We start from the raw sequence: 18878 nt of genomic DNA on the forward strand, positions 1-18878 counted from the left end.
CTCGCCATAAGGGTAGACCAACGATTCGGTAGGTACGAGGTCGTTCGTGAGATCAGTAGGTCGAACGACGTCACGTACGAGGCGTGGGATCCTGTGAACCGCCGCAAAGTCTCAGTCAAAGCGCTGGTCACCGACCAGACCCTGCCCCCTCGTCGATGGGCAGAGAGATTCGCCCGATACGAACGTGAGGTGCGAGTCGGAGAACTGGTCTCATGTCTCTACGTCTTGGAAGTCTTGGATAGCGACCTCGAGCATGAACCACCTTACATCGTCTACGAGTACCTAGAAGGAGAGACGCTACTCGACCTGCTGGACAGGTCTGGAAGCCTCCCCTTCAAAGAGAACTCTAGAATCATGGGGCAGGTGCTTGGAGGACTCGTCTCGGCCCATGAGAAGGGTGTAGTTCACCGAGACATCAGGCCCGAGAACATTGTGCTGGGAAAGGGTGGCTACGTTAAGTTGACTGGTTTCGGCCTCGCCAGTTTCCCTGGTGAGAAGACGTTGTCGGTTCCGATTGAGAGTTGGGGGGCTTCGGGATACCTTTCGCCAGAGCAGTTCGAACGAGGCAGCAGTGACGCAGCGACCGACCTTTGGGCTGTCGGTGTCATAAGCTATCTCATCGAGACGGGCCACATGCCGTTCAACGGGGTTACTGTCGAGGAGATTGCGGTAGCAACGTTGCACCAAGAGCCCGACTGGAGCTCAATCGAGAACGAAGATTTCGAGTTCTTCCTAAAGAGCATGTTGAGAAAGGATCCTGCGCAAAGGCCCCCGGACGCACTCGTCGCCGTCGCTCTGCTTTGGGAGGTTGACATGGACGACTATATCCGAGCAACGGAACCTTCACCCACTAGATCTTCACAGGACTCGGCTCAAACGACGCCCGATCGCCAGCCACTGACCCAAACGAGCCCGAACTCGTCAGGGATCGGCTGGATTGCGGCCGTGATGCTGTTAGCCGCCCTCACCTTGGTCTGGGTGGTGGCATCTGGCGCACTCCCGAGCGCGGGTAACAGGAGCCACGACAACCGCGTTGGTTCCGCCAAGGACGGTATGAGTCTCGGAGGTGCCGCGGTCAAGTTGCCGACCAGTTCCGCTGTGACAAAGCCGACCAACGCTGCGAGGAACAAGCATTCCCAAGAAAAGGTTGCGAAACCAGCGAGTCGCGATCATTCAGGTACGCCACCTCGAAAACCGTCGCAAGCAACGTCGCATCCAAATGTTTCGAAAAGATCGAACACGGCCAACGAGCAGCCCATCCATCAGCCTAGCGGCGCTGTGACCGATGGGCCAAGGTCTTCTGCTAAGCGGGACTCCGAGACACCCCTACATCAAGGAGGCGGATAGTGCCGTTGCCCCAACTTGAGACACCATGCCAGTTGAGGCCGAGTGTGTCCGAAGTGCAATTCCGTGGATCGTGGCGGGGGAGTGATTTGCAACAGTTGGCTCAAAGGAAACCATCAAGATGATCCTCATTTCACAATTGAGCTTCTTGCTCCTTGCATTGTCAAGACCCGAGACTGTCCAAACGGAACCCGGAGTCCCGCTTTCGACACTAGACTTCGTGGTGAATCATGGATGTCAGTGGTTTGAAGGGAAGCGGTCGATTGCCAGTCATATCGTCAAGGGTGGTCTGGGGAGGATTAGTAACAACGTTGAATGGGAAGATCGGACGGGCCCGATCTTTGCGATTTTTGACCTTGAAGGCAAGTACAGCCGATTCAAGGTCGTTTTCGGGCTCCCCGATGACATAGACCAATCGCTAAAAGGCAAGTACACAGTGAGCGTCGACGGTGACGTGATCGCTCACGGAGACACTGACAGCACCGCTGCTTATCAACCGCTCGACCTAGATGTCTCCGGTGGCAGGACACTTCGAATCGAGTTCCAGCTGTGCTTTGTCGCGGATCCGATTCTGTACAAGTCCAAGCCAATGATCTCTGGCGACGGGCCCCGCCTCATCGAGCCGGAGAACAGGACGACCATTTCGGGCGATTCGGTCAAGCTTAAGTGGGCGTCCGTTGAGGGTGCGACTGCCTACGGTGTCGAATTGATCAATACGCAGTTAGATTCAGAGGCTCAGGCTGATGACCGGATTCTTGGCTACACCGTTCGGAACGGTAAGACAGAGTTGGAAATCGAAACTGACAAACTGGCGGCAGGGACGTACCGATGGTGTGTGATCGCCTTTGGGCCGACAAGTGCCCTTTCAGGCTTCAGCAAGGAAAGAGCCTTCACGGTCAAGAAGTAGCGCGACCCACAGCGACATCTAGGGCAACTTAGAGTCAACCGATTGTAGGTCGCGTCCTTTAGCCTCGACTAAAGAACGGGCGGGTGCGTCGAGTTGCTCTCAGGGAATGAGCCTAACCTGCGTTCGTGCCGTCGGATTCTCGCCTACCCATAGGAACGAACAGCGAGGGAGCACAGCGATACCTGGGGTGCTCTCACTCGATGTTCGAGGAACTCCGGTCTCGCCGGATCGTGCGTAGTCTGCGGAGGGACTGGTATTCGTACGACGATCTAGACGACGCCATACGTCTACTTCGCAAGGAACGCGACCAAGGGATACAACCCAGACATGCAGACACCACCGAAAGCCTACCGAGTCAAGAACCGGCCCAACCTCTGGGCCGCAAAAGGCGTCGATCCAGCTACCCTTCGACGGAAGAACTACTTCGGCGGATCGGCTGAAGAAGCATCACGGAAGGCGGCAAGTTCGTTCGGGAACTCTGACGATTTCAGTCTGTTCCAGCACTATACGTACACGTATCTGCCGACAGTGAAGCACCGAAGCGCCAACTGGTTGGCGCAGATCGCGTGGTCGATGGACAAACACGTCCTGCCCGAGTTCGGCCATCGGGACATCCGCGACCTCAAGCGGCCCGAACTCCAGCAGCACTTCAACCGGCTGAGCCGGGATATGAAGGCGTCGAGCCTGGAAAAGGTCAAGATCGTCTTCAGCGGCGTCATGCGATTGGCGATGGCCGACGAGATCATTGCGAGCAACCCGCTCGCGTTCGTCCGCCTGCCGGCCAAGGATCCGGTCGAGAAGACCGTCCTGAGCCTCTATGAGCTCAAATGCCTTGTGGATGCTTCTGGAAGGCTCGTGAAGCCCTTTGTCATCTTGGCCGGTTGCGCCGGGCTCAGGCTGGGCGAGGCGGTCGGCGTGACCCGCGCCGCGGTTTCCAGGGAGGGCGTCCTCGCCGTGCGCCAACAAGTGCTCCAGCTCAAGGGCCGGTGCGAAGTCACGAACAAGCTGAAGACAGACCACAGCCGTCGCGACATCCCGTTGCCTTCGGCCATGCGGGAAGCCCTGCTGGACTGTAGTCAGGTCAGTGACATTTGGGTCTGCTCCGACACGAAGGGTGGGTACGTGAAGCCCAAGAACATCACCCGCGAGCTGAAGGCCGCCTGCAAAGCGGCAGGCGTGCCCGAAGTCAGCCCGCACGAGTTGAGGCACACCTTCATCTCGACCATGGACGCCGAGCTCGAAGCCCCTCGCTCCGTCGTCATGGCGCTCGCCGGACATGCCAAACAGACTATTACGGACGGGTACTCGCACGTAAAAACCGAACAAAAACTCCGGTGGATGGAGCGGTTCTGGACTCAGATGTCTACGGCTTGTAGCCCAGAAGCGTGGGCTACAAAGCCGAGAATCGCAGGTTGAATTGAACCTGACAAAACTTGTGGTGCCCAGGAAAGGACTCGAACCTTCACTCCCTTGCGAGAACTAGTACCTGAAACTAGCGCGTCTACCAATTCCGCCACCTGGGCACGGGGCGAGCCGGGAATATACCCCGCTCGGACGGGGCGCCGCCCGGGTTCCAGGGACGTCGACCGTCCGGACCGGAACCCAGACGGCGCCTCTCAGTGCATGTCCTTGTCGCCGTAGAGGGTCTGGACGAAGGCGATCTGCCCCAGGTGGTACGTGAAGTTCCAGCGGGGGTAGTCCATCATCTCGGCCACCGTGAAGTCGCGCCCGCCGTCGTAGGGCAGCCACTTCGTGCGCTTGAGGTCGTCGTCGGACAACGTGGAAAAGAGCGCGAACAAGGCTTTGAGGTTCCGGTCGCACTCGGCTTTGCAGGCGTCCACGTCCGGGAACGCGTCCATCTCCTGCTGGACCTTGGCCTGCGTCTCTTCGCTCCATTCCGGCATCGGCTTGTCCTCGATGATCTCGGCCGCCCACTTTCCGCACAGGGCCATTTCCTGGCAAAGCTGGAGCACGCTCCGTGACGTGTCCGAGGCCTTCCAGGCGACCTTTTCGTCCGGAACGGCCTTCGCGTACCGGAACGCTTCGTCGGCGGCCTTTTGGGTCGCGTCCTTCATATACTCTTGATAGTCCATTTTCGTCTCCTTGCCGGCAGATAGCAGACAACTGTCTGCTATCTTACCACAGGTTCGGCGAGAGATCGGTCCGCCGAGGCTCCCAGAGGCTCCAAGTCCGGATATTCCGGGTGCCACATGGCCTCGTCGATCCGGGAGGCCAGTTCCGCGTCCTCCAAGGCGTCAGCGACCCCGGCTGCGATCGCAGCCCGCCCGACTGCGGCGGCGATCCTTCGGGACACGTCGCGGATGGCGGTGAGCGGCGGGAGCACCGGGCCACCGGGACACTCCTTGGCGAACGCCGCCAATTCAGCGGACGCGGCCATGAACATGCTTTGGGTCACCCTTTTGGCCTTCACGGCGACGACGCCGAGCCCGACGCCAGGGAACACGTAGCTGTTGTTGCATTGGGAGACGCCGATCGTGCGACCCTCGTACGGGACCGGTGGGAACGGACTTCCGGTCGCCACGATGACCCTCCCTTCGGTCCAGGAGACGAGGTCTTCGGGCGTGGCCTCGGCTTTGGACGTCGGGTTCGAAAGGGGGAAAACGACCGGGCGGTCGACATGGCGGGCCATTTCGCGCACGATCTCTTCGGTGAAGGAGCCCGGTTGTCCGGACACGCCGATCAGGGCTGTCGGCCGGACGCGGCGGACGACTTCGTCGAGCTTATAGCAGCCGTCCTCCGACGCTGTCCAACCGTGAAGGCTCGCAGCGTCGCGCGCGAACCGCCGTTGGAACGGCAAGACGCCTCCGCTGCCATCGTGGACCAGGCCCTTCGAGTTCAGGAGCCAAAACCTGCGGACGGCTTCGGATTCGGGCGTGCCCGTCGCCACGAGTTCGTCGGCCAACTGTCCTGCGATTCCGACGGCGGCAGAGCCCGCTCCATAGAGCACGACCCGCTGATCGGCAAGGCTCGTCCCGGTCTGGCGCATCGCGGCCAGCATCGCCGAGACGGTGACCGCGGCCGTGCCTTGGATGTCGTCGTTGAAGGTGCACAGCTCGTTGCGGTAACGGTCCAGGAGCAGCGACGCGTTGTCCCGCGAAAAGTCTTCGAACTGGAGGAGGACGCCCGGCAGCGTCCGCTTGACGCTCTGCACGAAACGGTCCACGAAGTCAAAGTACTCTTCGCCCCGGATCCTCGTGTGCCGCCATCCGAGGTAGTGCGGGTCGTTCAACGACAGTGGATTGTCGGTCCCGGCGTCCAACAGCACGGGCAGCGTGCGTGCCGGATGGATGCCACCGCAAAGCGTGTAGAGGGAGAGCTTCCCGATGGGGATGCCCATGCCGCCCGCGCCCTGGTCGCCCAGACCGAGGATCCGTTCGCCGTCCGTGACGACGACGACGTCGACGTCCTCGAAGGCGCGGTTCGCGAGGATCGCATCGATGTCGTCCCGCTCGGGGAACGGCACGAAGAGGCCGCGAGGACGGCGGTAGATGTGGCTGAAGTGCCGGCAGGCGTCGCCGACGCAGGGCGTGTAGACGAGCGGCATCATCTCTTCCAAGTGGGTCAAGAGGAGCCGGTAGAAGAGGACTTCGTTCCGGTCTTGCAACGACCGGAGATAGATGTGTTTCTCCATCGCGCTCGGCTTGAAGCTGAACTCGTGGTACGTGCGTTCGAGCTGTTCGCCGATGTCGGTGACGTGGGGAGGGAGGAGGCCGTCGAGTCCGAACGTCGAGCGTTCGTCCTCGGGGAACGCGGTCCCCTTGTTGTAGACCGGCGTCTCGAGCAGGTGGAACCCGCCGAGTCCGGTCTTGACGATGTCGCGGCGGCCGTTCCGGCCCCGCTCGATCTGGAATTGCATCAAGGATCACCCCTGAACCGGTGGCACTTCGAGTGTATCGCGGTGCCGGTGAGGGCCCGGGGACGTCCGGCCGACGGTCCGGCCGTCCTCTCTTGTACTCAGGGAGCCGCCGAAGCTATACTGGTGGTTCTGCAGATGCACGACACGACCTTCCGAGGAGAACACGAATAGGCCGGATGCCGATGCGGCGCCCGCGCCGCGAACCCCTGCCCGACATCAACGAGCGCCTTTTGCGCTTCGACCAGGTCCGCGTCGTCGGCCCGGACGGCTCGCAATTAGGCGTCATGGCGTGCCGCGCCGCGCTGGACATCGCCCGCGGCGAGGGCCTCGACTTGGTCCTGGTCGCGGAAAAAGCGACCCCGCCCGTCGTCAAAGTCGTCGATTACGGCAAGCACAAGTACGAGCAGTCCAAGCTCAAGAAAGACAAGAAGCCCAAGGGCCAGGACGTCAAAGGGGTAAAGTTGAGCCCCAATATCGGCGAACACGACGTGCAGGTCATCGTCAGGAAGGCCCGTACGTTTTTGTCCGAGGGGGACAAGGTCCGGGTCGTCTGCCGTTTCCGGCAGCGCGAGCTGGCCCACCCGGAAGTCGGGAAGCGGAAGATCGAGTCGGTCATCGAGGCCGTCGCCGATCTCGGAAAACCGGACAAGGACCCGTTGCTGAACGGCCGGGAAATGGTCGTCGTGATCAACCCGCTCGCGGGCACTGGAAAGAAAGATGGCAAAGCTGACAGCAAAGAAGACGGCGAAGCTCAAGACGTGTAAGACGGCCGCCAAGAGGTTCAAGATCTCGGGCACCGGCAAGATCATGCGGCGTAAGTCGTATAACAACCACATGTTCTTCCACAAGTCGGGCGGACAGAAGCGACGCCTCGACCAAGCCGCCGAACTGAGTCCGACGGAAGCCAAGCGCGTCCGCCGGCTCCTCGCCCTGTAACAAGGGCAGCGTCCCTCGTACCGCTACGGCCCTGATGGGTTCGGAACCGGTCCAGACGGCGGAGGCAACCCTCCCGCCACCAAACTGAAGGAAAACCATGGCAAGAGTCAAACGTGGCCTGATGCGCCACAAACGTCATAAGAAGGTCATCAAGGCCGCTTCCGGCTATTTCCAGCGGAAGCGGAACGTCTTCAAGAACGCCCACGAACAGGTCATGAAGAGCGGCCAGTACGCTTTTCGCGACCGGCGCCGCCGCAAGCGCGATTTCCGCCGCCTTTGGATCGCCCGTATCAGCGCGGCGTGCCGCCAGTGCGACGTCAAGTACAGCCGCCTCATCGACGGGATGACGAAAAAGGGCATGCAGGTCGACCGCAAGATGATGAGCGAACTCGCCATCGCGGACTTCGACGCCTTCAAGAAGCTCGTCGAACAAGCCACGGCCTGACGCCCGTCAAGGTTCAGTTACCGACGCGACCGGAACGTCAGACGTTCCGGTCGCGTCTTTATCCGGTGCGTCCCCCCGATGAATCTTGACAGGCCCTTCTCCGTTCAGGTAGAGTTTTGTCTAGCGGTTCCGGGGAGGGCGACCGCAGGAGACGACCCACATGAAACTGAGAACCTGTTTGCTGCCCCTCGTGGCGGCCGTCGCGCTCGTCACCCAGGCCTCCGCCCAAGGCGCACCTTCGATGGCCGCCCCCGACGAAATGAAAGCCCTCGCCTACCTGACGGGGACTTGGACGGGCAAGATGAAAATGTACGGCATGGGGCCTGAGCCGATGGAGGCCGAGAGCCAGATGGTCTGCGAGTCCATCCTTGGCGGACGCTTCATGCGAGGAATGGTCACGTACGACATGGGCGGCATGAAGATGAGCGGAATGCAGCTTCAGACGTACGACGCCGATGCCAAGAAGTGGAAAGTCTGGTGGTTCGACTCTATGTCCGCCCAACCCGTGGAAATGACGGGCGACATGAAGGGTGACACGTGCGTCCTGGAGAGCAAGCCGATGAAGATGACCGGCATGGAAGGAGAATCGGTCTTCCGGGCGACCTACACGAAAGTCTCCGATACCGAGTTCACCATGAAGCTCGAAATGAAAGACGGCGACAAGTGGTCGCCGATGATCGAAGAGACGATGAAGAAGAAGGCCTGACGGTGGCCCGACCCGGCCGTCCGGCCTGCCCGGACGGCTTCAGCGTAGAATGACGGCCATGGATCGGACGCTCGCACGCCATGGCCGTTCGGCCGGAGCGAGACGTGTCCGCTGAACACCTGCCCGTCGTCGCGATCGACGGACCCGCCGGGGCGGGGAAGTCCACCGTCGCGCGGATGCTCGCCCACCGCCTCGGACTCAGGATCTTGGACACGGGCGCGATGTACCGGGCCGTCGCCTTGAAATGCCGCCGCCTCGGGGTCGAGTCGTCGGACGGGGAAGGTGTCGCGCGCGTGTGCAACGGGACGGTCGTAGGGTTCGGGGAAGGCGATCCGCCACCCGTCCTTCTCGACGGCGTCGACGTCAGCTCCGAAGTCCGGAACTTGGAGATCGGGCAAGCCGCCAGCGAACTCAGCGTGCATTCCGCGGTTCGGCGGGCGGTCGTGGCCAGGCAGAAGGAGCTCTTGGGCGAAGGCGGTTTCGTTTTGGAGGGGCGAGATACGACGACGGTCGTCGCCCCAGACGCCGACCTCAAGGTGTTCTTGACCGCCAGCATCGAAGAGCGCGCCCGACGCCGCTGGCTCGAACTGCAGGCGAAGGGCGGGCACGACACGTTGCAGGAAGTCGTCGTCGACGTCGTCCAACGCGACCATCGCGATTATTCGCGGGCGGACAGCCCTCTCGCCTTGGCCGAAGACGCGGTGCTCGTCGAGACGTTCGGGCTCCGGCCCCCTGAGGTGGTGGACAGGATCCTGTCCGTTTACGAAGCCCGGTTCGGGCCGGTCTGACCCACGGACGGGCCACTGGGACGGCCTCTTCCCCTGGGCCGTTTGAGCCGATCTTAAGTTCAGGGACGGTATCCTTTAGCGTCACCTGCCTGCCGGAGTGTGCCATTGTCCACGACAGAAGCCGATCAGCGAAGCGCCCTCAAAGAGACCTTTGAATACGGGCCGTACAGCAAGAAACTCAGCGCCGACGACCATCGCGAAATGCTGCGCCAGCTCTTCTTGGCGCGTTACTTCGACGTCCGGTTGATCAAAGAGAAGAAAAGGGGGCGCCTGACGGGCACCTTGTATTCCAGCCACAACCAAGAGGCGATCATCGTGGGATCGCTCTTCGGCCTGAAGCCCAACGACTGGATCAGCCCGATCCACCGTGACATGCCCGCGTTCTTCATGAAGGACATGCGCGCCGGTTGGCGGAACCAAGACCGGATGGGGATGACCGTCCAGCAAGTGTGCGCGCAGGTCTGGGGACGAGTCGATTCGCCTGGACGTGCCAGGGACAACTGGTCCCACCTCGGGTCGAAGGCCAAACACATCGTCCATTCGACGTCCATGCTCGCGGGGACGATCCCGGCGGCGGCGGGCGTGGTGTACTCCGACAGGTTGAACGGAGGCGACGCGGTCGTCCTCACGTTCAACGGCGAAGGCTCGACCGCACAGGGCGTCTTCCACGAGGCCGTGAACTTCGCCGCCGTCCATAAGCTTCCGGTCGTCACGGTCATCGAGAACAACCACTGGGCTTATGGGACGCCGACTTACCTCGAATACCCGCTCGAGGACTTCGCCCGTCGCGCCGACGGATACGGCATCCCCGGCCTCGTCGCGGACGGCCAGAACGTGCTCGACGTCTACGATAAGATCATGGAGGCCGTCGACTTTGCCCGCTCTGGCAAAGGCCCGTCCATCGTCGAATGTAAATCCTTCCGTGCCTATGGACACGGGGACCATGACGACGACCGTGCGGCCAAGTACCGACCGACGGAAGAAGTCGAGGCCGGACGCTCTCGCGACCCGATCGCCGTGATGAAGCGCATCATGGTCGACAAAGGTTTCATGACCAAGGACGAGGCCACGCAGTTCGCGGCCGAGAACAAGGGCGCTTCCGAAGCGACCAACGACGATTTCCCGCCAGAGGTCGTCGAGTACCTCTCCGAGGGCATCGAGTTCGCGATGCAATCCCCCCTTCCGCCGGCAGAAGAAGGAGGGATGTGGGTGTTCCGAGAGTAGCCGCCCACGTTGCAGACCGACGAAGCGGCCCCGGTCGGAACCGACCGGGGCCGCTGTCTTGTCTGACGGTCAGGACGTTACTGTCCTTGGCCGGGTGCACCCATGGGCTTGCCGTCCATCGCCATTTTCTGCGACGTCCACTTCATGACCGCCAGCTTCCAGACGCCGCCTTCCTTGCGATAGGTGTTGGTCGTCGTCCCAGAGAAGGTCAACGTGTGCGTCTTCTTGTCCTCGCCGGTCATGAGGCCGGTCATCGAGTGGGTCTCCGTCGACGTTCCGACGTTCCCTTTGACCTTCAAAGTCACGATTTTGGCCTGCGAGTGCGTGACCTTCTTCATCATCTGGAAGCTGGTCTTCATCGTTTCGACCATTTGGTCGAAGTTCATGGTCTGGCCGTTTTCGACGTGTTTGAAGTCCGAAGTGACCCGGGGCTTGACGACCTTGATAAAGGCGGCGATGTCCCGCTTCACCAGGGCGGCTTGGACCTTCGTGTTCATCGCGTTGATCTCCGACCGGAGATCGGCATGGGCCGACGCCGCACCCGCGAGGCAGACGACGGCTAGGGTCAAGGCTTTCATCCCGACGATTATGCCTACCTTATCGGACGGATTCCAACCGGACCCTGAAGAGGCGGTCTTCGAGCGGGCCCGAGCCGTCGTTCCAGGCCCGGGCCGTTTGAACCGAGAATGAATCTGACGGGCGGTAGAATCCGCTCCAAGAACCGCCCACGAGGCGAACCTCACTATGGCCGCTGTCAAGACCCCGACCGAGACGACCGACGTCTCTACGAAGAAGAACTACCTCACTGCGCTCAAGGAAGCGGTGTTCGAGGAGTTCGAGCGCGATCCGAAGATGATCGCCATCGGTGAAGACATCGGGTTCCTCGGAGGCGCCTTCGGCGTGACGGAGGGTCTGAAAGAGAAGTACGGCCCTAACCGGGTCATCGACGCCCCGATCAGCGAAGCCGCGATCGTCGGCGTGGCCTGTGGAATGTGCTTGGAGGGCCGGCCGGTCATGGTCGAGATGCAGTTCATCGACTTCATCTCCTGTGGGTTCGACCAGATCGTCAACATGACGGCGACCTACCACTACCGGACTGCGGGCGAGGTCAGCATCCCCATGGTCATCCGGGGCCCGGCCGGCGGCTACGGAGGCGGCGCCCTGTATCACAGCCAGATGAACGAAGCGTGGTTCGCCAATTCCCCTGGGCTCAAAATCGTCTGCCCGTCGACCCCGGCCGAAGCGAAGGGTCTGCTCAAGAGCGCCTTGCGCGACCCGAACCCCGTGCTCCTTTACGAGATGAAGGAGCTCTACCGTCAGAACAAGATCGCCGAAGAACTCCCCGTCGGAGAGGACGCGCTCGTGCCGATCGGCAAGGCCCGGATCCGGCTGGAAGGCGAAGACGTGACCATGGTCACGTACGGCAACAACGTGTACCACTGTCTCCAGGCGGCCGAGAACCTCAAGAAAGAGGGGTTCAGCGCAGAAGTCATCGACATCCGGTCGCTCGTCCCGCTCGATCAGGACACGATCCTGGAGTCTTTGAAAAAGACCAACCGCTTGGTGGTCGTCAACGAAGCACCGAGGACGTGCGGTTTCGCGGGCGAGATCTTGGCCCGGCTGAGCGAAGAAGCGTTCGAATACCTCGACGCGCCGCCGATGCGGGTGACGCGGCTCGACACGCCCGTGCCGTGGGTCAAGCCGCTCGAACTCTTCGTCCTACCGTCGGTCGAGAAGATCACGGAAGCCGCGCTCCGCGTCTGCAGGTTCTAGGACGATGCTGTCGGGTCGTTGACGACACCGACGAAGAGAACGCACCCGGACGTCGTCTCTCGGATCATGAAGGCGAAGGGCCTGTCCACGATGAAAGACCCCTCGTGCTCTTCGGACTTCACGGCGTCGGCGGTCGTAGCGGCTTCGGCCCGCGTCCCCTGCTCGTCAAAGTCGACGACGGTCTTTTGGACGAATTGGGACAGACGGTCGAACGTCGAGTCGTGCATCAGCAAGCTGAAGTCGTTGCCCCGTTCAAAGAGGCCCCCAGCTCCGATCGCTTTCATGACCGGACGCATGTCCTGGTCGGTCTTGAACGAAAACTTCGGAAACTGAAAGTCACCCTGAACGACGTTTCCCTTGACGAGTCGTCCGAGGCGGCCGTTGCCCAGGCCCTTCCAAAACGCCGCTGAGCCTGCCGGCGCGGCTCCCTTGTCCGGAAGGAGGAACGTCGCTTCCAAGGTCGATCCCCCATAGGCCAGCGTCGCCGCCGTCACGCCGCCTTCCGACACGGTCCGGAACTCTCGGGAAGGGTCACGCATCGTCAAGGCGCGGACGATGCCGCGGGGCGTGTGGAAGGGCTTCTCGGACGCGGGTTCAAAGGACCGGCCCCACTCGGCTTCTAGCGTGATGACGTCGACCATGACCAGCTCGACTTCGGGCGACAGGTCGTCGAACAGGCGCTTGATCTTTCCGTCAGTCCGCTGGTCGACCCAATCGTTGACCTGTTTCAGGGCCCCCTCTCCAGCGGAGCCCAACTTTTTGACTTCGGCGTCGTAGACCCTCGCCATGTCGTCTTGGAACAGCTTTTTGAACCTTACGGGTTGGACGGCCCATAGAGCGTTGGCGACGCGGACCTTAGCCTGTGGTTGCGACGCGAAGACGTCGAGCAGTTTCGATTGGGCGGCGTTGTGCTTTTCGGTCGTCGGATCGGTCGATCCGAGGACGGCGGAAAGGGTCTCGAAGGTACGGCTCTGAGCGCCGTTCAAGAACATGAGGAGCGGGATTTGGACTCCGTACGGAGAGAGGCACCCGTTTTTGCCGTCGTCCCCGAGCTTTGCCGCCGTGGCGACCTTGAGGGCAAAGGAGGCGTTTTCAAGCCTGGAGGTGTCTTCAGGCCTCAACGCTGCGACGGCCTTCTCGACCGACGTCCCCGACCGTTGCTCCACGAACTTGTCGTGCCGTCCCAACATGCCCTGCCCGAACCCGCCCAAGATCAGGAACACTACGAACGCGCAGACCCCGAGGAACACGAGAAAGAACACGAGCGCGCTCGAGAGCTTCATCGCGCCCAGTGTACGGCTCCTCACCAAGGTGTGTTAGTCCGTCCGAGTCACCGGGCCGTACAATGCGGGCCTCCGTGACTCGAGGACGGTCGTCTCATAGGCGCCAGGGACCATGACGTTCCGCTTGTCCCGGGACAAGAGCGGGTCGAACCGGGCGGATATGACCTCCTCGCCGTCGCCCGCGCGGGCCAGGGACTCTCCTCCCAATCCGAAGATCCCGGAACGGCCGATGAACGTAAAACCGTTCTCGGTCCCGACCCGGTTACAGGCGGCCAGGAAGACCTTGTTCTCCGCAGCCCGGGCCGGAGCGATGTGTTCCGGTGCGGCGTGGGCGCCGACGGGCCAGTTCGTAGGCAGGACCAAGATGTCGGCACCATCGAGAGCAAGGCACCGGGCGCATTCCGGATGACGGAGGTCGAAGCAGATAAAGACGCCGATACGTCCAAGTCTTGTCTCATATACCGGTAATGAATCTCCCAGTTTGACGAACTTGTCCAGACCAAGCTCCGGCAGATGGGTCTTGCGGTAGACCCTCGGCGTTCGACCCGGTTCGAGCAGGGCCGCCGAATTGTAGACGGTGTCGCCATCGGCTTCCGCGAAGCCGATGACCGCCAGGACGTCCGAGCGGTCGCAAGCTTCTTGGACGGGGGCCAAAGCGTCCCGTCCGACCGCGATCGCACGGGCTTCTGCGCCCGAAGACACCGCGTACCCGGTCAAGAAGCACTCGGGGAACACCAGGAGCGCCGTACCGGCGCGCGCCTGTTCCTCAAGGACGGCGACCGCCTTGGCCGCGTTCGAAGCCGGGTCTCCAAAGGCGACGTCGAGTTGGGCGCAAGCGACTTGGATCATCCGATGGTCAAGAGCACGTCGCCGGGCTGGACGAGTTGGCCGTTCTGGGCCACCACTCGCTGGACCGTTCCCGCGACCGTCGCGCTGATCTCGTTAAAGACCTTCATGGCTTCGATGAGCCCGATCACCTGTCCGGCCTGGACGACGTCTCCGACTTTCACGAACGGCGGGGCGCCTGGGTTGGGCGAGGAATAGAAAATGCCGGTCGTCGGGCTCTGGACGGGCACCCCGCTCGGAGCGGCGGGCGCAGCCTTCGTCGACTTTGCCCTGTTCGGGACGGTGCGTCGGGCCGGCTCGGGAGCGACGACGGCCGTGCCGGCGTCGCGTCGGAACTCGACCGACCAGTCCTCGCCTTCCAGTACGGCCTTCTCAAGGCCGAACTCCTCCATGAGGCCGACGACCAGTCCTACCTTGTCCGACACGCTGTCCACGACCCATTATGACCGTGGTTCCGAAGGGCGTCACCCGACGTAGGATCGTCGCATCCGGGCCGGCCTTAACGTAGATCGTTTTGAAGACAAAAAAGTTCGGTCAAAAACACGTGGTTTCATCGTATGATGTGATGGGGAGAGGATCAGGACAGGAGACTCAAAATGAATATTGGAAAGACGGCGGCACTGCTGTCGATCGTCGCCTTGGCATTGGCGGCGAACGCGCAGGGTCGACCCGATACCGCTCCAAACCCGAAGGGCCAATGGACCCCGAAGGCTTGGAACCCTAAACTTGTACAGGGCTTGCCAAAGGCCGAGCCACATTTCACGAGCACGGTGACCGCTCCGCTCGGAACGACGTCGCCCATGTTCGAGCCCAACAAGGGCGGGAAATGGCGCGGTGAGAAGATCACGGCGTACGACCATCCCGAGAAGTTCACCGAACCGCCCGCGCAAGGCGTCGGTATCCAATCGGGGCCCGTGATCATCGGCTTCGACGGCATCGGCCAGACGAGCCTCACGCCTCCCGACAACAGCATCGCGGTCGGGCAGAACTACATCGTCGAGACGGTCAACTCCACGTGGCGCATCAGCGACAAGTGTGGCAACACCCTCTACGAGAACACGATCAACTCGTTCTTGGGCGACAACGGCTTCATCTTCGACTGTCGCGTCATGTTCGACCCTTGGCGGGCTCGATGGATCATGCTGTGGCACAAGCTCGACACGGCGGCCAAGGACTCGCGGTTGATCTTGGTGGTCAGCGACGACTCCGACCCGTTCGGCAACTGGTGGTGGTACTACTTCCCGGGAGATACCGGTAGCGGCGCCACGGAAGCCTGGTGCGACAATTACGACCTGGGCTACGGCTCGGCCGCGCTGCACGCTTCCGGCAACCAGTTCACGTACAGCGGCTCGAGCTTCACGACCGCCACGTTCCGCACGTGGAACCCTTCCGAGATCTACAACGCCCTCTCGGCGTCCATGATCACGGACCAAAACCTGACGAACGCTGACGGTTCGGCGACCTTCGCTCCGCGCGTCGCCAGGATGCTCAACGGCGGAAACGGCGGCGTCTACTTCGCCAACAGCCGTGCAGGCGGCGGCGACCGGATCACGGTCTGGTCCTTGACCGACCCTCTCGGAGCCCACAGCCTGAGCCGGTTCGACAAGGTCGTGAACCAGTACGCTTCGCCCCCCGACGCTCGGGACCAGGCCGGCAACACGATCGCGACCAACGACGCGCGACTGACGACCGCCTATGGCGTCTTCTCGTCGGCGCTCGGTCGGTTCCGAATCGTGACCGGCTTGTGCTGCGCCAACCCGTCGCAGAACGGTTACTCGGCGTCCCGCCTCTACGTCCTGGACGCAAACGGTGGAACGACCGACCTGGACTGGAACTACTGGCATTCGTCGCAGTGGAACTACTACGCGTCGCCGGCCGCCAACTATGAGAACACCTTCACCTGGGTGTACTCCTACTCGAGCAACACGTCTGGCTTCCAGGCGTACCCGTCGATGGCCTACGTTTCGTTCTACAACGAGACCTTCACCAACTCTTACGTCGTCGCGAAAGCGGGGACGTCCGGATACGGCGGCTATCGCTGGGGCGACTACTTCCAGGGCGACTTGGACTGGGGCGACTACTACGGCGGTGGCGGATCGACCGGGCACCAGAAACTCTGGATGTACGGCGAGTACGCCAAGTCCGGCCAGTGGGCGACCTACGTCGCCGCGACGCGGACGGACAACATTACGTCCGGCACCCTGACGACGAACACGACGGGTGCAATGTCTTGGTCCGGCTATGAAGGCCAGTCCTTCGCCAACGGCGGCTATAACACGACCGTCGGCAACAGCGGCAACGTCGGCTTCAACTATCTCGTTTCGACGCCGAGCTGGCTCACCGCCAGCCCTGATTCGGGACAGATCTTCGAGGGCGGCAGTACCGTCGTCAACATCGACGCGAACGCTAACGCGAGCGCGCTTCCTTACGGCCACTACACCGGCAACGCCGTCTTCGAGAACTGCTACAGCGGTGCGACGAGGACCCGGTCCGCCGACCTGTACGTGTGGGCCATCGTCAACCCGACCGCGTTCGCCGTCAAACTCGGCAAGCAGAACTCGGGCAACCTGGCCAGCCTGCAAGCGGCCGACGGCAACGCCCTCCGGGTGTGCAAGTTCGTCGTGCCGAACGCCACGGCTGCGCCGGTCCAAGTCGAGATAACGGCCAAGGCCCCAGGCTCGACGACGGGCGGCGTCTACTTCATCACCCGCGCGAAGATGGCGAACAACGGCGTCTTCCAGCAGCGGATGGAGATGTGGAACAAGAACACCGCCAACTGGGACACGACGGACTTCCGCACCGACGCCCTGACGACGAGCTACGCGTACTTCACGCTGGCGTCCACGGGCAACCACAACCGGTACATCGATGCGGGGAACGTGTTGAAAGCCAAGTACTCGGTCAAAGCGACCGGCCCCAGCGCCGTCGCACTGTGGTGCGTCGACACGGACACGGCCTACTGGATCCTCTCGCCCCCGTAGGGACGGCTGAGAGACGACACGAGGGGCGGGCCGCGCAAGCGGCCCGCCCCCTTTTCGTCTTTCGAGGACGACGTTCAGTCCGGGATTCCGGACGCAGGCGGCAAGTCCGGTTCATCGCCGAAGACGTCGACCGTCGACCACTGGAAAAGCCCCCCGCTGTAACCCCACCGCATCGAAAGCGCACGGGACGTCCTCATGGCCGCTTGGGACGACCGGATGGCCTCGACCATCCGCGCGTCGGCTCCGGCCACGGCTTCGGCTACGGCTGCGTCCTTCGCCTCTTGCGTCTGGTCCCGTCCGCGCCACTTCACGATGTCGCCGAGTTCTTCGTCCTGCACGAACACACCGCCGCACTGGGGGCAACCGTCCAAGACGACCGGGCTCGAGTACTGATACCGATAACGGTCGAGCGCGCAGGCACAGGCCGGACAACTGAAGACGGCCGGGCCGTCCGACGGACTGGAGGGCGCGTATCGGTCTTCGACGGCATCGATCGAGGCCCCGTCCGACGCGAGCAGGTTCGCCAGCTCGCCCGACGGGAACCAAAGGCCGCCGCAGTCTCGGCACGCTTCGAACGAGGCGCCGTTGGCAGGGACTAGGGCCATCGGAGTCCGGCATGCAGGGCAGTTCACGGGCCGATTATGACCGGAACGCGCCGTAGGACGGACGTGTCGACGTTCTGCGTCGGCGTCAGACGTCCAGGACCGTGGGCCTGATCCGTCGGGCCGGCAGATCACCAGGCATGAAAAAGCGGCTCCGAGGCCGTCCCCCGGAGCCGCCTCGACTGTCCTGACTTACTTGGAGACCGTCGCCGATTGGGCGATCGTCATGTTCTGTTGCATCGAACCGACACCGAAGTCGATGTTGTTCGCCATCTTGGACTCGCCTTTGACGGTGACGCCGGTGGCCAGGTCGACCCAAACGAAACCGTTGCTGGTCATCGTCATGCTTCCGCTCGAACCCGCGGCCGCGATGTCGAACGTGGCTTTCGCGTCCATGAAGACCTTGATCTTCACGGTGTCCATGGCGTCGACCTTTTCGAAGGCCTCGATCGTGAACTCCATCGGGGCCTTGCCGGCGGCGTTGGAGATCATCGGGTTCGAACCCATGACCTTACCGAGGTCCAGCTCTTTGGTCCACTTGTCGCCGACCCCGACCGCGTCCTTCGGGAACGTCAGCGCCATAAACCCGATCTGCGACCATTGCTCCAGCATGCTGGACATGCTCTGCTTGGTCATCATGTCGAGCTTGTCGTCGTCGGCGATGGTGACGTTGCGGGTCGTGCCGGTCGGGTCGAACTCGCCCTGGATCTTGACGGCCTTCATGGCCGTGGCCGGATCGGTGCCGCCGCCCATGCCCATGTCCATCGTGTCGCCTTCCATCTTGAAGTCCGTGGTCTGAAGGATGAACTTCAGCCAGGTGCCGTCGCCGGCGGAGACGTCCGTCTTGTTGACCATCGTGATCTTCGACTTCATCTCGTTGTCGTTCCCCTGAACGCTGAGGTTCATGACGCCGTCGGTGACGGTCTTCATGGTGATGGAGTTGCCTGCGGCCAAGTTCAGGCGCAGGACTTTCTTTTCCGGAACGGCGGCCGTCTGGGCCATCGCTTGGGCGACGGTCAAGGCCGCGACGAACAAGAGGGTCGGTTTTGCGATCATGTTTCCCTTTCCTTGAATCGGCTTATTGTGACTCTACGTGCGGTTTGACGGACGGTCCGGCCCGACGGTTGCACGAACCTGGGCCCGTCGAACCCGCTTTCATGACGTGG

19 protein-coding genes and 1 tRNA gene are annotated in these 18878 nt (G+C 62.1%); 11 read left to right on the forward strand and 9 right to left on the reverse strand.

Going from position 1 to position 18878, the window contains the following annotated elements; all coding sequences use genetic code 11:
* Window positions 1-93: 93 nt before the first annotated feature.
* The 3 genes from JST30_09770 to JST30_09780 all read left to right on the forward strand — a co-directional run bounded on the left by JST30_09770 (window position 94) and on the right by JST30_09780 (window position 3667).
* Entirely contained in the window at window positions 94-1347 is a 1254-nt protein-coding gene (locus JST30_09770; GenBank protein MBS1714610.1) for a serine/threonine protein kinase, read from the forward strand.
* 145 nt (window positions 1348-1492) lie between these two features.
* Window positions 1493-2251 carry an NPCBM/NEW2 domain-containing protein gene (locus tag JST30_09775; protein MBS1714611.1) on the forward strand — a complete coding sequence of 253 codons (759 nt, stop codon included), beginning with the start codon at window positions 1493-1495 and terminating at the stop codon, window positions 2249-2251.
* Window positions 2252-2578: 327 nt separating this feature from the next.
* On the forward strand, window positions 2579-3667 hold the full coding sequence (locus JST30_09780; protein MBS1714612.1) for a site-specific integrase: 1089 nt from the start codon (window positions 2579-2581) through the stop codon (window positions 3665-3667).
* A gap of 20 nt (window positions 3668-3687) precedes the next feature.
* Here JST30_09780 and JST30_09785 read toward each other — a convergent pair.
* The 3 genes from JST30_09785 to JST30_09795 form a co-directional block, all read right to left on the reverse strand.
* Window positions 3688-3774 (reverse strand) — tRNA-Leu (locus JST30_09785).
* A gap of 93 nt (window positions 3775-3867) precedes the next feature.
* On the reverse strand, window positions 3868-4344 hold the full coding sequence (locus JST30_09790; protein MBS1714613.1) for a DinB family protein: 477 nt from the start codon (window positions 4342-4344) through the stop codon (window positions 3868-3870).
* A 38-nt stretch (window positions 4345-4382) separates the two neighbouring features.
* Entirely contained in the window at window positions 4383-6128 is a 1746-nt protein-coding gene (locus JST30_09795) for an NAD-dependent malic enzyme (GenBank protein MBS1714614.1), read from the reverse strand.
* A gap of 182 nt (window positions 6129-6310) precedes the next feature.
* Between JST30_09795 and JST30_09800 the strand changes: the two genes are divergently transcribed.
* The 6 genes from JST30_09800 (at window position 6311) to JST30_09825 (ending at window position 10227) form a co-directional block, all read left to right on the forward strand.
* Window positions 6311-6892: a translation initiation factor IF-3 gene (locus tag JST30_09800; protein MBS1714615.1), complete on the forward strand. Its 582-nt coding sequence runs from the start codon at window positions 6311-6313 to the stop codon at window positions 6890-6892.
* Window positions 6846-7064, forward strand: coding sequence for a 50S ribosomal protein L35 (rpmI, locus tag JST30_09805; GenBank protein ID MBS1714616.1), 219 nt, complete (start codon window positions 6846-6848; stop codon window positions 7062-7064). Before JST30_09800 ends, rpmI begins: the two co-directional genes overlap by 47 nt.
* 97 nt (window positions 7065-7161) lie before the next feature.
* Window positions 7162-7509, forward strand: coding sequence for a 50S ribosomal protein L20 (gene rplT / locus JST30_09810; protein ID MBS1714617.1), 348 nt, complete (start codon window positions 7162-7164; stop codon window positions 7507-7509).
* A 160-nt stretch (window positions 7510-7669) separates the two neighbouring features.
* A complete protein-coding gene (locus JST30_09815; protein MBS1714618.1) occupies window positions 7670-8215 on the forward strand; it encodes a DUF1579 family protein in 546 nt (181 codons plus the stop codon).
* A 104-nt stretch (window positions 8216-8319) separates the two neighbouring features.
* Window positions 8320-9003 (forward strand): (d)CMP kinase, encoded by a 684-nt coding sequence (locus JST30_09820; GenBank protein ID MBS1714619.1) that lies wholly within the window; start codon window positions 8320-8322, stop codon window positions 9001-9003.
* A 105-nt stretch (window positions 9004-9108) separates the two neighbouring features.
* Window positions 9109-10227: a thiamine pyrophosphate-dependent dehydrogenase E1 component subunit alpha gene (locus JST30_09825; protein MBS1714620.1), complete on the forward strand. Its 1119-nt coding sequence runs from the start codon at window positions 9109-9111 to the stop codon at window positions 10225-10227.
* Between the two features lie 77 nt (window positions 10228-10304).
* Here JST30_09825 and JST30_09830 read toward each other — a convergent pair whose 3' ends face one another.
* Window positions 10305-10805, reverse strand: a complete 501-nt coding sequence (locus tag JST30_09830; protein ID MBS1714621.1) for a nuclear transport factor 2 family protein — start codon at window positions 10803-10805, stop codon at window positions 10305-10307.
* 166 nt (window positions 10806-10971) lie between these two features.
* Between JST30_09830 and JST30_09835 the strand changes: the two genes are divergently transcribed.
* Window positions 10972-12000 carry an alpha-ketoacid dehydrogenase subunit beta gene (locus JST30_09835; GenBank protein MBS1714622.1) on the forward strand — a complete coding sequence of 343 codons (1029 nt, stop codon included), beginning with the start codon at window positions 10972-10974 and terminating at the stop codon, window positions 11998-12000.
* Here the strand turns inward: JST30_09835 and JST30_09840 are convergent.
* Genes JST30_09840 through JST30_09850 form a run of 3 tightly spaced genes read right to left on the reverse strand, consistent with a single transcriptional unit; the run spans window position 11997 to window position 14563 of the window.
* The gene (locus JST30_09840) at window positions 11997-13283 is read right to left on the reverse strand and encodes a serpin family protein (protein MBS1714623.1); all 1287 of its coding nucleotides are present in this window, start codon (window positions 13281-13283) and stop codon (window positions 11997-11999) included. The two genes, JST30_09835 and JST30_09840, sit on opposite strands and share 4 nt — an antisense overlap.
* A 33-nt stretch (window positions 13284-13316) precedes the next feature.
* Entirely contained in the window at window positions 13317-14132 is an 816-nt protein-coding gene (locus tag JST30_09845) for a carbon-nitrogen hydrolase family protein (protein MBS1714624.1), read from the reverse strand.
* The gene (locus tag JST30_09850; protein ID MBS1714625.1) at window positions 14129-14563 is read right to left on the reverse strand and encodes a biotin carboxyl carrier domain-containing protein; all 435 of its coding nucleotides are present in this window, start codon (window positions 14561-14563) and stop codon (window positions 14129-14131) included. Before JST30_09850 ends, JST30_09845 begins: the two co-directional genes overlap by 4 nt.
* 162 nt (window positions 14564-14725) lie before the next feature.
* On the opposite strand from JST30_09850, the gene JST30_09855 reads away from it, so the two are divergent.
* Window positions 14726-17110, forward strand: a complete 2385-nt coding sequence (locus tag JST30_09855) for a hypothetical protein (protein ID MBS1714626.1) — start codon at window positions 14726-14728, stop codon at window positions 17108-17110.
* A 74-nt stretch (window positions 17111-17184) separates the two neighbouring features.
* Here the strand turns inward: JST30_09855 and JST30_09860 are convergent, their stop codons facing one another.
* Both JST30_09860 and JST30_09865 read right to left on the reverse strand, forming a co-directional pair.
* Window positions 17185-17742, reverse strand: a complete 558-nt coding sequence (locus JST30_09860) for a zf-TFIIB domain-containing protein (GenBank protein MBS1714627.1) — start codon at window positions 17740-17742, stop codon at window positions 17185-17187.
* 162 nt (window positions 17743-17904) lie between these two features.
* Complete coding sequence (locus tag JST30_09865) at window positions 17905-18768, reverse strand: hypothetical protein (GenBank protein ID MBS1714628.1); 864 nt, start codon at window positions 18766-18768, stop codon at window positions 17905-17907.
* Window positions 18769-18878: the final 110 nt, after the last annotated feature.

It is taken from the genome of Armatimonadota bacterium, from assembly GCA_018268395.1.
In the GTDB taxonomy this organism is placed as follows: Bacteria; Armatimonadota; Fimbriimonadia; order Fimbriimonadales; family Fimbriimonadaceae; genus JAEURO01.